11 protein-coding genes and 1 tRNA gene are annotated in these 12713 nt (G+C 69.7%); 9 read left to right on the forward strand and 3 right to left on the reverse strand.

Annotated features, from left to right (window positions below; genetic code table 11):
- Positions 1-94: 94 nt before the first annotated feature.
- Positions 95-2785 carry a DNA polymerase I gene (polA, locus tag ACFV4G_RS15675; protein ID WP_380440600.1) on the reverse strand — a complete coding sequence of 897 codons (2691 nt, stop codon included), beginning with the start codon at positions 2783-2785 and terminating at the stop codon, positions 95-97.
- Positions 2786-2995: 210 nt separating this feature from the next.
- Positions 2996-3154 (reverse strand): hypothetical protein, encoded by a 159-nt coding sequence (locus ACFV4G_RS15680; RefSeq protein ID WP_380440477.1) that lies wholly within the window; start codon positions 3152-3154, stop codon positions 2996-2998.
- Between ACFV4G_RS15680 and ACFV4G_RS15685 the strand changes: the two genes are divergently transcribed.
- The 6 genes from ACFV4G_RS15685 to ACFV4G_RS15710 all read left to right on the forward strand — a co-directional run bounded on the left by ACFV4G_RS15685 (position 3153) and on the right by ACFV4G_RS15710 (position 10051).
- Positions 3153-3617 (forward strand): hotdog fold thioesterase, encoded by a 465-nt coding sequence (locus ACFV4G_RS15685; protein WP_329928273.1) that lies wholly within the window; start codon positions 3153-3155, stop codon positions 3615-3617. The two genes, ACFV4G_RS15680 and ACFV4G_RS15685, sit on opposite strands and share 2 nt — an antisense overlap.
- A 590-nt stretch (positions 3618-4207) precedes the next feature.
- Complete coding sequence (locus tag ACFV4G_RS15690; protein ID WP_380440479.1) at positions 4208-5440, forward strand: branched-chain amino acid ABC transporter substrate-binding protein; 1233 nt, start codon at positions 4208-4210, stop codon at positions 5438-5440.
- 186 nt (positions 5441-5626) lie between these two features.
- Positions 5627-6556: a branched-chain amino acid ABC transporter permease gene (locus ACFV4G_RS15695; RefSeq protein WP_359963001.1), complete on the forward strand. Its 930-nt coding sequence runs from the start codon at positions 5627-5629 to the stop codon at positions 6554-6556.
- 5 nt (positions 6557-6561) lie between these two features.
- On the forward strand, positions 6562-8490 hold the full coding sequence (locus ACFV4G_RS15700; protein ID WP_380440481.1) for a branched-chain amino acid ABC transporter permease: 1929 nt from the start codon (positions 6562-6564) through the stop codon (positions 8488-8490).
- 8 nt (positions 8491-8498) lie between these two features.
- Positions 8499-9338: an ABC transporter ATP-binding protein gene (locus ACFV4G_RS15705; protein WP_380440602.1), complete on the forward strand. Its 840-nt coding sequence runs from the start codon at positions 8499-8501 to the stop codon at positions 9336-9338.
- Positions 9335-10051, forward strand: a complete 717-nt coding sequence (locus ACFV4G_RS15710; protein ID WP_380440483.1) for an ABC transporter ATP-binding protein — start codon at positions 9335-9337, stop codon at positions 10049-10051. Before ACFV4G_RS15705 ends, ACFV4G_RS15710 begins: the two co-directional genes overlap by 4 nt.
- Positions 10052-10111: 60 nt before the next feature.
- On the opposite strand, the gene ACFV4G_RS15715 is transcribed toward ACFV4G_RS15710, so the two are convergent.
- Positions 10112-10729, reverse strand: coding sequence for an ANTAR domain-containing response regulator (locus ACFV4G_RS15715; RefSeq protein WP_380440485.1), 618 nt, complete (start codon positions 10727-10729; stop codon positions 10112-10114).
- A gap of 142 nt (positions 10730-10871) precedes the next feature.
- Here ACFV4G_RS15715 and ACFV4G_RS15720 point away from each other — a divergent pair.
- The 3 genes from ACFV4G_RS15720 to ACFV4G_RS15730 all read left to right on the forward strand — a co-directional run bounded on the left by ACFV4G_RS15720 (position 10872) and on the right by ACFV4G_RS15730 (position 12630).
- A tRNA-Leu gene (locus ACFV4G_RS15720) sits at positions 10872-10944 on the forward strand.
- A gap of 119 nt (positions 10945-11063) precedes the next feature.
- Positions 11064-11849: a helix-turn-helix domain-containing protein gene (locus tag ACFV4G_RS15725; protein ID WP_380440487.1), complete on the forward strand. Its 786-nt coding sequence runs from the start codon at positions 11064-11066 to the stop codon at positions 11847-11849.
- Positions 11850-11856: 7 nt separating this feature from the next.
- Complete coding sequence (locus ACFV4G_RS15730; protein ID WP_380440489.1) at positions 11857-12630, forward strand: transcriptional regulator; 774 nt, start codon at positions 11857-11859, stop codon at positions 12628-12630.
- Positions 12631-12713: the final 83 nt, after the last annotated feature.

Consider the following 12713-nt stretch of genomic DNA (forward strand, 5'->3'; position numbering starts at 1 on the left):
GGTTTCCATTTTCTGGTGTTTTTATGGGGTTTACCGCCCCTCCCAATAACGGGGGGGGCGGGGGGGGTCGGCGCCCGGGCCCACCGAAATAGCGTCAGTGCGCCGCCGCCTCCCAGTTGGCGCCGATGCCGACGGAGACGTCGAGCGGGGCGCGCAGCGGGTAGGCGCCGGCCATCTGCTCGCGGACGATCGCCTCGACCGGCTCGCGCTCGCCCGGGGCCAGCTCCAGCACGATTTCGTCGTGGACCTGGAGCAGCATCCGGGAGGTGAGGCCGGCCTCGCGCAGGGCGTCGTCGACGCGCAGCATGGCGATCTTGACGATGTCGGCGGCCGAGCCCTGGATCGGGGCGTTGAGGGCCATCCGCTCGGCCATCTCGCGGCGCTGGCGGTTGTCGCTGTTGAGGTCGGGCAGGTAGCGGCGGCGGCCGAGGAGGGTCTCGGTGTAGCCGGTGGCCCGGGCCTCGTCGACGACGCGGCGCAGGTAGTCGCGCACGCCGCCGAAGCGCTCGAAGTAGGTGTCCATCAGGCCCTGCGCCTCGGCCGGCTTGATGCCGAGCTGCTGCGAGAGCCCGTAGGCGGAGAGGCCGTAGGCGAGGCCGTAGGACATCGCCTTGATCTTGCGGCGCATCTCGGCGTCCACCGAGCCGCCCGGGACCTCGAAGACCTGGGAGGCGACGGTGGTGTGGAGGTCCTCGCCGGAGGCGAAGGCCTCGATCAGGGCCTCGTCCTCCGACAGGTGGGCCATGATGCGCAGTTCGATCTGGGAGTAGTCGGCCGTGAGCAGCGACTCGTAGCCCTCGCCGACGATGAAGGCGCGGCGGATGGCGCGCCCCTCCTCCGTGCGGACGGGGATGTTCTGCAGGTTGGGGTCCTGCGAGGAGAGCCGGCCGGTGGCGGCCACCATCTGGTTGAAGGTGGTGTGGATGCGGCCCTTGGGCGAGACGGTCTTGAGCAGGCCCTCGACGGTGGTGCGCAGCTTGGCCTGGTCGCGGTGGCGCAGCAGGATGACCGGCAGTTCGTTGTCGGTCTGGGTGGCGAGCCAGGTGAGGGCGTCGGCGTCGGTGGTGTAGCCGGTCTTGATCTTCTTGGTCTTGGGGAGGGCGAGCTCGCCGAAGAGGATCTCCTGGAGCTGCTTGGGCGAGCCGAGGTTGAACTCGTGCCCGGCGGCGGCGTGCGCCTCCTCGACGCAGCGCTGGATCTCGGCGGCGAACTGCGTCTCCAGCGTGGTGAGCCAGTCGCGGTCGGCGGCGATGCCGTAGCGCTCCATGCGGGCGAGCAGGGCGGCGATGGGCAGTTCCATGTCGTGCATGAGCTCGACGGCACCGACCTCGGCGAGGCGGGTGTCGAAGAGGGCGGCGAGGTCGAGGACGGCGCGGGCCTGGAGCATGAGGGCCTGGGCGCCCGCCGCCGGGTCCTCCTCGGGGGCGTCGAAGGCGAGCTGGCCGCTCTCGGCCGCCGGGGCGGCGGGGGTGAGCGAGCGGGCCAGGTACTCCTCGGCGAGGACCTCCAGGGTGAAGGTGCGGCGGCCGGGCTTCTCCAGGTAGGCGGCGAGGGCGGTGTCGGCGACGACGCCCTCGATCGTCCAGCCGCGCTCGGCGAAGGCGCGCATGACCTGCTTGGCGATGTGCAGGGCCTTGGGGGCGGCCGCGTCGGCGAGCCAGGCGGCGAAGGCCCGCTCGTCCTCCTCGGCGAGCAGGGCCGGGTCGAACCAGGCGGCCGTCTCCCCCACGGCGAGGGCGACTTCGGTGACCTCGCCGGTGCCGAGCGCCCACTGGTAGACGGCGGCCAGCGCGACCGGTGTCTTGCCGTCGGCGGCGTGCTCGCGCAGCCAGGCGGCCAGCGTGCCCGGGTCGGTGAGCAGTTCGCCGTCGACCTCGACGCCGGGGGCGAGTTCGGCTTCGGCGGCCTCCGGCCCGCCGGCCGGGTCGATGCCGAAGACGCGGTCGCGGAAGTTGGCGTTGCGGAACTCCAGCGACTCCATCAGGGTGCCGACGGCGGCCTTGTCGAAGGAGGCGCGGGCCAGGTCGGGCACGCCGAGCGGGAGTTCGACGTCGCGGACGAGCTCGGTGAGGACGCGGTTGCGCTTGACGGAGTCGAGGTGCTCGCGCAGCTTCTCGCCGATCTTGCCCTTCACCTCGTCGGCGCGGGAGACGAGTTCGTCGAAGGAGCCGAACTGGTTGACCCACTTGGCGGCGGTCTTCTCGCCGACGCCGGGGATGCCGGGCAGATTGTCCGACGGGTCGCCGCGCAGGGCGGCGAGGTCGGGGTACTGGCGCGGGGTGACGCCGTACTTCTCGGCGACCTTCTCCGGGGTGTAGCGGGTGAGTTCGGAGACGCCCTTGGTCGGGTAGAGGACGGTGACGTGCTCGGTGACCAGCTGGAGGGAGTCCCGGTCGCCGGTGACGATGTCGACGTCGAAGCCGGCCGCCTCGGCGGCGGTGGCCAGGGTGGCGATGATGTCGTCGGCCTCGAAGCCCTCGGCGGTCAGCCGCGGGACGTTCATCGCGTCGAGCAGTTCGCCGATCAGGCCGATCTGGCTGCGGAACTCGTCGGGCGTCTTGGCGCGGTTGGCCTTGTAGTCGGGGAACTCGACGGAGCGGAACGTCTGGCGGGAGAGGTCGAAGGCGACCGCGAGGTGGGTGGGCTGTTCGTCACGGACGGTGTTGGCGAGCATCGAGGCGAAGCCGTAGACCGCGTTGGTGGGCTGGCCGGTGGAGGTGTTGAAGTTCTCCACGGGCAGGGCGTAGAAGGCCCGGTAGGCCATCGAGTGCCCGTCGAGCAGCATCAGCCGGGGCCGCCGGCCGGCCCCGCCGCCACCCGTCGCGCCCTTGTCCGTACTCTGCGTAGCCACGTCAACGTCCGTTCCTGCCGATTCCACTACCGGCCCCCGATCCTATGGCCCGGCACCGACAAAACGGGGCGCGCCGGACGGGAGTGCGACGTGCCCGGGCGAGGCGGCGGGCCGTGGCTACCGTCGAGTAGGACGGTCGTACGATCACAGTCGGCACGACCGGCACGACGAGCACCACCACGACGGCCGGCCCGGCCCGGCCCGCACAGCCGGCACCACCGGCATCGCCCGCACCACCACCAGCACCACCAGCACCAGCACCAGCAGCACGACGTGACCCCCGAGCGGCAGGAGTTCCCCCATGACCGACGCGGCCCCCGACGCCACCCCCGTCCTGAAGGTCCCGCAGGAGGTGCTGGACCACTTCGCCAAGCTCGGCGTCAGCCCGGAGACGTTCTCCGGCGGCCACCTCGGCGAGAAGCTCGGCATCCGGATCGTCGAGGCCTCGGGCGACCGGGTGGTCGGCACGATGCCGGTCGAGGGGAACCAGCAGCCGTACGGGCTGCTGCACGGCGGCGCGTCGGCGGCGCTGGCGGAGACGCTCGGCTCGATCGGCGCGATGCTGCACGCGGGCCCGGGCCGGTACGCGGTCGGCGTGGACCTCAACGCCACCCACCACCGCTCGGCGACGTCCGGGCTGGTCACCGGCGTCGCGACGGCCGTCTTCAAGGGGCGCACCGCCGCCACGTACGAGATCGCGATCACCGACGACACCGGGCGCCGGGTCACCAGCTGCCGGCTGACCTGCATGCTGCGCGACCTCTGACGGCCCGCAGGGCGCCGTTGACGGCGTCCCGCCAGGGCAGATGCCCCGTCAGATCTCTTGTCTGCCCCCTTGTTTGACCTTCTGCCATCGTGGGCAGGCGTTGGTCCAGGCAAGGGGGCGGTGGCATATCCGGACACGCGTCAGGATATCCCTCATCCGTAACGCTGCGTAACAGCCAGGAAATCCGAGCATTCGGCCACTCCGAAGCCCGAAGGGCAGCCGGAGCGCCTTGACATGCCATCGTTTGTCCGCAATCCGGACGAGTACGCCCGGAACCTGCACACCGGACAGCGCTGTTCGATTATCGGTACAGCCAGCAGCAACCCCCATTTCTGGCCCTTACATCGCTCTACCAGCAAGTAAACGCCCGCCGCCGCCGGGTCGGTCGAATCAGAACGACCACATGCTGAGACAAATACTACGTGTGCTCATAACAAGAGAATCACAGCCTCGCTACACCACTGCCCCAGCCGCCTCACGGCGCCTAGAGTCACGGCCAGTCACCGCGCCACCCTGATTGGGCCAGGCCACCGCGCATCCCGGCTCCCGCCACTACGGCGCGGCGCCTTCCTGTACCGAAGGGGACCCCCGTGCGTCATCGTTCCGCAGTTGTCGTGAGCATCTCCGTGATCGCCGCCCTCAGCCTCAGTGCGTGCGGCTCCCGCGGCGACAAGAAGTCCGCCGACGGCGGCGGCAGCGGCTCCGGCACCACCGTCACCATCGGCGTCGACGCCCCGCTCACCGGCGACCTCTCCGCCATCGGCATCGGCATCAAGAACTCGGTCGACCTCGCGGTCAAGAAGGCCAACGAGACGAACGAGGTCCCCGGGGTCAAGTTCGCGATCAAGCCCCTCGACGACACCGCCAAGCCCGCCCCCGGCCAGCAGAACGCCACCCAGCTGGTCGCCGACAACACCGTCCTCGGCGTCGTCGGCCCCCTCAACTCCAGCGTCGCGCAGTCGATGCAGCAGATCTTCAACGACGCCAACCTCGTCGAGATCTCCCCCGCCAACACCGGCGTCGCCCTCTCCCAGGGCGAGAAGTGGGCCACCGGCGAGAAGAAGCGCCCCTTCAAGAGCTACTTCCGCACCGCCACCACCGACGCCGTCCAGGGCCCCTTCGCCGCCCAGTTCCTCTACACCGACTCGAAGAAGACCAAGGTCTTCATCATCGACGACCAGAAGACCTACGGCGCCGGCCTCGCCGCCACCTTCAAGGGCGAGTTCACCAAGCTCGGCGGCACCGTCGCCGGCGAGGAGCACGTCAACCCCGACGACCGCGACTTCGCCGCCATCGTCACCAAGGTCAAGAGCTCCGGCGCCGAAGCCGTCTACTACGGCGGCGAGTACCCCGCCGCCGGCCCGCTCTCCCTCCAGCTCAAGGAGGCCGGCCTCAACATCCCGCTCATGGGCGGCGACGGCATGCAGAGCGCCGACTACATCAAGCTCAACCCCAAGAGCGCCGGCGACTTCGCCACCGCCGTCGGCGGCGACGTCGAGAAGCTCCCCACCGCCACCAAGTTCATCTCGGACTACAAGGCCGCCGGCTACAAGGACCCGTTCGAGACCTACGGCGGTTACTCCTACGACAGCGCCTGGGCCATCATCGAGGCCGTCAAGAACGTCGTGAGCGCCAACAACGGCAAGCTCCCCTCGAACGCCCGCGCCGCCGTCGTCGACGCCGTCCAGAAGATCTCCTTCGACGGCGTCACCGGCAAGGTCTCCTTCGACGAGTTCGGCGACACCACCAACAAGCAGCTCACCGTCTACACCGTCAAGGACGGCAAGTGGGACGTGGCGAAGTCCGGCACCTTCAACGGCTGAGCCGGCGGCCCGGCGACCGAACCGCCGAGCCACCGGCCCGACGACTGAACCGCTGAGCCACCGGCCCGACGGCCGAGGCACCTTCCTCACCAGCACCACCCGCGCGGGGGCGCCACGAGTGCCCCCGCGCGCGCCCACATCCACCCACCCCACGCGGACACCCGAACGCACAACGGAGGCCCAGCGGTGCACGACCTACCGCAGCAGCTGGCCAACGGCCTGATCCTCGGAGCCCTCTACGGGCTCGTCGCGATCGGCTACACGATGGTCTACGGCATCGTCCAGCTCATCAACTTCGCCCACGGCGAGATCGTCATGGTCGGCGGCTTCGGCGCCCTGACCGCCTACCTCGCCCTCCCCGGCGGCACCACCATGTGGCTGGCCCTACCGCTGATGCTGATCGCCGGCATCCTGGTCTCCACCCTCACCGCCGTCGCCGCCGAACGCTTCGCCTACCGGCCCCTGCGGAGCGCCCCCCGCCTCGCGCCCCTCATCACCGCCATCGGGCTGTCCATCCTCCTCCAGCAGCTCGTCTTCTCCTTCTACCCCGACGCCAAGAAGGCCCGCGTCTTCCCCAAGATCCCCGGCGACCCCCTGAGCCTCGGCTCCGTCACCATCCAGCCCAGCGACCTCTTCCTCATCGCCGCGGCCCCGCTGTGCATGCTCGCCCTCGGCTGGTTCGTCACCCGCACCCGCTCCGGCCGCGCCATGCAGGCCACCAGCCAGGACCCCGACACCGCCAAGCTCATGGGCATCGACACCGACCGCATCATCGTCATGGCCTTCGCCATCGGCGCCGCGTTCGCCGCCGTCGCCGCCGTCGCCTACGGACTGCGCAGCGGCCAGGTCGACTTCCGCATGGGCTTCATCCTCGGCCTCAAGGCCTTCACCGCCGCCGTCCTCGGCGGCATCGGCAACATCTACGGCGCCATGCTCGGCGGCGTCGCCCTCGGCCTCGCCGAAAGCCTCGCCACCGGTTACATCCAGCACCTGCCCGGCATGAGCCTCTTCGGAGGCGGCGCCTGGAAGGACGTCTGGGCCTTCGTACTCCTCATCCTCGTGCTCCTCGTCCGGCCCCAAGGCCTGCTCGGCGAGCGCGTCGCGGACAGGGCGTGACCACCATGACCACCAGAACCGAAACCAGCCCGGTCATCCCCCTCCCGGCCCGCGCCGCCGCAGCCCTCACCGGCCTCGGCGCCCTCGCCACCGCCGCCTCCGCCGCCATGTCCTGGACCTGGACCTCCGACTTCCCCGGCGACCTCACCTACTACGGCTCCCCCGCCGGCCTCCAGTGGCTCGCCCTCGTCGCCGGACTCCTCACCCTCGTCCTCCTCCTCGCCACCCACGGCACCCCCGGCCTGCGCTGGGCCGCCCCCGGCCGCAACCACAACGCCGTCCTGTACGCCGCCACCGGCGCCCTCGCCGTCGCCGTCTTCTCCGTCACCGCCATCTCCGTCGACCTCGGCGGCCTCGCCAACCTCGAACCCGGCGGCTGGGTCCTCGCCGCCGGCGGCATCCTCAGCCTCACCGGCGCCCTCGGCCTCCCCCTCGACCGCCGCACCGCCGTCCCGCTGAAGATCCTCGACCGGCGGCTCTTCCTCCTCGTCCCCGCCGCGCCCCTCGCCTGGATCGGCGCCCACGCCATCCCCGGCGACAAGCCCGTCGCCCCCGTCATGACCGCCCTCGCCGGCGCCGTCGCCATCGCCACCGGCGCCGTCCTCCTCGTCCAGCTCGGCCACTTCGCCAACACCTGGCTGCGCCTCGGGAAGATCGACCGACCGCTGCCCGCGCCGCGCCGACTCCCCTCCTGGGTCGAGGTCCTGATCATCGTCTTGGCCTTCGGCACCGGCCTGTTCGTGATCACCTTCGGCGTCGACGCCGACTACGGCGAGCTCTTCACCGGCTACCTGCTCCTCACCGTCTTCGTCGCCTCCGCCCTCACCCGGTCCGGACTCGTCGCCCGGCTGCGCGCGCTGACCGTCAAGCACCGCCCGGTCACCACCGGCGCCGCCTTCGCCGCCGCCGCCAGCTTCCCGTTCACCCAGAGCAGCGACCAGTACACCTCCGTCGCCACCAACATCCTGATCTTCGCGACGGTGGCGCTCGGCCTCAACATCGTCGTCGGCCTCGCCGGCCTGCTCGACCTCGGCTACGTCGCCTTCCTCGGTGTCGGCGCCTACGCCGCCGCGCTCGTCTCCGGCTCCCCCGCCTCGCCCATCCACGTCCAGTTCCCGTTCTGGGCCGCGATGCTCACCGGCGCCGCCGTCTCCATGATCTTCGGCGTCCTCATCGGCGCACCGACCCTGCGGCTGCGCGGCGACTACCTCGCCATCGTCACGCTCGGCTTCGGCGAGATCTTCCGCATCACCATGCAGAACCTCAACGGCACCACCGGCCCCAAGATCACCAACGGTGCCAACGGCATCCCGCGGATCCCCGACCTGGAGATCTTCGGCTTCAACCTCGGCGAGTCCCACAGCGTCGGCGCCTTCGAACTCGGCCGGTTCTCCAACTACTACCTGCTGATGCTGCTCGTCACGGCCCTCGTCGTGCTCGTCTTCGCGCGCGTCGGCAACTCCCGCATCGGACGCGCGTGGGTCGCCATCCGCGAGGACGAGACCGCCGCCGAGGCCATGGGCATCAACGGCTTCCGCCTCAAGCTCCTCGCCTTCGCCCTCGGCGCCTGCCTCGCCGGCCTCGCCGGCACCGTCCAGGCCCACGTCAGCTACACCGTGACGCCCGACCAGTACACCTTCGCCGAGGCCCTCCCGCCCAACTCCGCCTTCCTCCTCGCCGCCGTCATCCTCGGCGGCATGGGCACCATCAGCGGACCCCTCGCCGGCGCCACCCTCCTCTTCCTCATCCCGAAGAAGCTCGAATTCCTCTCCGACTACCAGCTCCTCGCCTTCGGCGCCGCCCTCATCGTCCTCATGCGCGTCCGCCCCGAAGGCCTCATCCCCAACCGGCGGCAGCAGCTCGAGTTCCACGAGGCCGCCATCCCGGCCCAGCCCACGGGCGAGCCGACCGCACTCACCAAGGCAGGGGCGTGACCGACCCGATGACCACCACCGATACGCCCCCCGCCGACGCACCGAAGTCCACCGAGCCGATCCTCGACGTCACCGGCGTCACCATGCGCTTCGGCGGCCTCACCGCCGTCAACGACGTCTCCCTCACCGTCGGCGAGGGCGAGATCATCGGCCTCATCGGCCCCAACGGCGCCGGCAAGACCACCTTCTTCAACTGCCTCACCGGCCTCTACGTCCCCACCGAGGGCCAGGTCCGCTACCGGGGCACCGTCCTGCCGCCCAAACCCCACCTCGTCACCCAGGCCGGCATCGCCCGCACCTTCCAGAACATCCGGCTCTTCGCCAACATGACCGTCCTGGAGAACGTCCTCGTCGGCCGCCACACCCGCACCAAGGAAGGCCTCTTCTCCGCCATCCTCCGCGGCCCCGGGTACAAGCGCGCCGAAGCCGAGAGCCGCGAACGGGCCATGGAACTCCTCGCGTTCACCGGACTCGCCGAGAAGGCCGACCACCTCGCGCGAAACCTCCCCTACGGCGAGCAGCGCAAGCTGGAGATCGCCCGCGCCCTCGCCTCCGACCCCGGCCTCCTCCTGCTCGACGAACCCACCGCCGGCATGAACCCCCAGGAGACCCGCGCCGCCGAGGAACTCGTCTTCGCCATCCGCGACAAGGGCATCTCCATCCTCGTCATCGAGCACGACATGCGGTTCATCTTCAACCTCTGCGACCGCACCGCCGTGCTCGTCCAGGGCCAGAAGATCGTCGAGGGCGACCGCGAGACCGTCCAGAACGACGAGCGCGTCATCACCGCCTACCTCGGCGCCCCGCTGGAGGACAGCACCACCGCAACACCGGAGGACACCAAGTGACCGCGCTCCTGGAGGTCGAGGACCTCCGCGTCTCCTACGGCAAGATCGAAGCCGTCAAGGGCATCAGCTTCACCGTCAACCAGGGCGAGGTCACCACCCTCATCGGCACCAACGGCGCCGGCAAGACCACCACCCTGCGCACCCTCTCCGGCCTGCTCAGACCCACCGCCGGCCGGATCACCTTCGAGGGCCGGGACCTCGCGACCGTCCCCGCCCACAAGATCGTCGCCCTCGGCCTCGCCCACTCCCCCGAGGGCCGGCACATCTTCCCGCGCATGACGATCGAGGAGAACCTCCTCCTCGGCGCCTTCCTGCGCAGCGACACCGCCGGCATCACCGCGGACGTGGAACGGGCCTACACCCTGTTCCCGATCCTCGGCGAGCGCCGCAAGCAGGCCGCCGGCACCCTGTCCGGCGGCGAACAGCAGATGCTCGCGATGGGCCGGGCGCTGATGTCCCAGCCCAAGCTGCTGATGCTCGACGAGCCGTCGATGGGCCTGTCGCCGCTGATGATGCAGAAGATCATGGCGACGATCGTCGAACTCAAGTCGAGCGGCACGACGATCCTCCTCGTCGAACAGAACGCCCAGGCGGCGCTCTCGCTGTCCGACCGCGGCTACGTCATGGAGACCGGCCGCATCGTCCTCAGCGGCACCGGCGCCGACCTCCTGCACGACGAGTCCGTGCGCAAGGCGTACCTCGGCGAGGACTGATCCCCGCACACGGCGAAGGGCCCGGCAGAAACGATCTGCCGGGCCCTTCGCCATGCCGCCCTACTCGGCGGGCTTGCCCTCGTCCGCCTTCTTGCGGTCCTGGGCCTCGCCCTCCTCGATGACCGCCTCGGCGACGGCGGCCATCGTCATGCGGCGGTCCATCGACGTCTTCTGGATCCACCGGAAGGCAGCCGGCTCGTTCAGCCCGAACTTCGTCTGCAGCACGCTCTTCGCCCGGTCCACCAGCTTCCGGGTCTCCAGGCGCTGCGAGAGGTCCGCGATCTCCTGCTCCAGCGTGCGCATCTCCGCGTACCGCGAAACGGCCATCTCGATCGCCGGCACCAGGTCCGCCTTGGAGAACGGCTTCACGATGTACGCCATCGCCCCGGCGTCCCGCGCCCGGTCCACCAGCTCCCGCTGCGAGAACGCGGTCAGCATCAGCACCGGAGCCAGGTGCTTCTCATGGATCTGCTCCGCGGCGGAGAGCCCGTCCAGGACCGGCATCTTCACGTCGAAGATCGCCAGATCCGGCTTCAGCTCCTCCACCAGCCGCACCGCCGTGGCCCCGTCCCCGGCCTCGCCGACGACGGTGTAACCCTCCTCTTCGAGCATCTCCTTGAGATCAAGACGGATCAACGCCTCGTCCTCGGCGATCACAATCCGAGTGATCTGGGGCATATCGGTCTCAAGCGGCTGTGCCTGCTCGTCGGCGGCGCTCACGTGGCTCCTCGTTCCGGCGGGGTACTGCATGCACGAGGGTACCTAGACACGGTATGTTTGAGTTCAACAGGGTCGGGGGGCAACCTTCGAATCTGTGGATGCCCCGGTAGTCCAGCGGAAGAGACACGGCACTCAAAACGCCGCCAGCGTGGGTTCGAATCCCACCCGGGGTACTTTTCCTTCGATTCTAAAGCCACTTAGGGCTACCTAATGGTTGGCGATCTTCATTCGTTCGAGTGGAAACAATCCCGTTCGCCCGCGCGTTCGACGCAAGGGTCGCAGGATCGCCCGCATGGCAGTTCGATCCCTCCGCGAAGAAGCCGTCCTGCTGCTACGTCAGGGCGCCCGCAACTGCGATGTCTCCCGCCGACTCGGAGTTCCAACCGGCACCGTCTCATGGTGGAAGCTGCAGGATCGCGCCGAACACGGGGACTTCCCGGCCCCTGAGCGCGCCACGTGCTTCCGCTGCTACTCCGACGAGCTCAACCGCCAGGCCTACGCCTACCTTCTCGGTGCCTACCTGGGCGACGGCCACATCACACACTCGAACATGTCCAGGACACAGAGCTTGTTCGTCACGTGTGACGACAAGTGGCCAGGGGTCATGGATGCTATCGAGCAAGCCATGCGCAGGGTGTTCCCGAAGAACAACACCTACCGACTGCAACGCCCGGGCTGCCACAACGTCAAGCTCTACTCCATGCACATGGCCTGCTACTTCCCTCAGCACGGTCCTGGCAAGAAGCACGAGCGCACCATAGCCCTGGAGCCTTGGCAGCAGGAGATCGTCGACGAACACCCCTGGGAGTTCCTGCGCGGCCTCATCCACTCCGACGGCTGCCGCATCACCAACTGGGCGACCCGGACAAAGAACGGCGTCGTCCGCCGCTACGAGTACCCGCGGTACTTCTTCACCAACACCTCGACCGACATCATCGGCCTCTTCACCGCCACACTCGACGCCGTCGGCGTCGAGTGGAAGGCCTCGATCCCCCGCCCCACGGGCCAGGTCAACATCTCCATCGCCCGCAAGGACTCCGTCGCCCTCATGGACGCCCACATCGGCCCCAAGCACTGACGACGCCATGTACGACCTGGCCACTCGGCAACACGCCCTCGCCCTCCACGCCTCCGGCCTGACCTTCAGCCAAGTAAGCCGAACCACTGGCATATCCCGATCGGCGATCCGCGAGTGGGCCGCTGGCGCAGTGCCCAGCCCCCGCATGACCGCCGAGTGTCCGCTCCTCGACGGCCGACTCGACCCCTCGCGGCCTCACTCCAGCTATGCCTATCTGCTCGGCCTCTACCTCGGCGACGGCTGCATCAGCGAGGGCCGCCGCAAGGTCTACGCCCTCCGAATCGCCTGCTGCGACACCTGGCCCGGTCTCATCGACGAATGTGTGCGCGCCGTCTCCGCCGTCATGCCGCACAACAAGGTCCTGCGCGTCCACGCGCCCGGCTGCACCAGCGTCGTCAGCACCAGCAAGCACTGGCCCTGCCTCTTTCCCCAGCACGGGCCCGGCCCCAAGCACCTGCGCCGGATCACCCTCGCCCCCTGGCAGCAGGAGATCGTCGACGAGCACCCCTGGGAGTTCCTGCGCGGCCTCATCCACTCCGACGGCTGCCGCATCACCAACTGGACCACCCGAACCGTGAGCGGCGTCCAGAAGCGCTACGAGTACCCGCGGTACTTCTTCACCAACACCTCCGCCGACATCGTCGCCCTCTTCACCGCGACACTCGACGCCGTCGGCGTCCGCTGGAAGTCCGTCACCCGCCCCACCGGGGCCGTCAACGTCTCCGTCGCCCGCAAGGACGACGTCGCCCTCATGGACGCCCACATCGGCCCCAAGTACTGACGGCGGGGGGGGGGCGGGGGGCCCGCGTACGCCGCGCCGGAGGGGGGGCCGGCGCTGGCGGTGGGGCCCCCGCGGGGGGGCGC

The sequence above is a fragment of the Kitasatospora sp. NPDC059747 genome, assembly GCF_042732955.1.
Classification (GTDB): domain Bacteria; phylum Actinomycetota; class Actinomycetes; order Streptomycetales; family Streptomycetaceae; genus Kitasatospora.

What these genes read in the sequence shown, in the direction of transcription:
- polA (WP_380440600.1), bottom strand. Translation starts at nt 2,785, where the DNA reads ATGCTGCTCGACGGGCACTCGATGGCCTACCGGGCCTTCTACGCCCTG.
- ACFV4G_RS15705 (WP_380440602.1), top strand. Translation starts at nt 8,499, where the DNA reads ATGACCACCACCGATACGCCCCCCGCCGACGCACCGAAGTCCACCGAG.
- ACFV4G_RS15680 (WP_380440477.1), bottom strand. Translation starts at nt 3,154, where the DNA reads ATGGGGGAACTCCTGCCGCTCGGGGGTCACGTCGTGCTGCTGGTGCTG.
- ACFV4G_RS15685 (WP_329928273.1), top strand. Translation starts at nt 3,153, where the DNA reads ATGACCGACGCGGCCCCCGACGCCACCCCCGTCCTGAAGGTCCCGCAG.
- ACFV4G_RS15725 (WP_380440487.1), top strand. Translation starts at nt 11,064, where the DNA reads ATGGCAGTTCGATCCCTCCGCGAAGAAGCCGTCCTGCTGCTACGTCAG.
- ACFV4G_RS15715 (WP_380440485.1), bottom strand. Translation starts at nt 10,729, where the DNA reads ATGCCCCAGATCACTCGGATTGTGATCGCCGAGGACGAGGCGTTGATC.
- ACFV4G_RS15730 (WP_380440489.1), top strand. Translation starts at nt 11,857, where the DNA reads ATGTACGACCTGGCCACTCGGCAACACGCCCTCGCCCTCCACGCCTCC.
- ACFV4G_RS15700 (WP_380440481.1), top strand. Translation starts at nt 6,562, where the DNA reads ATGACCACCAGAACCGAAACCAGCCCGGTCATCCCCCTCCCGGCCCGC.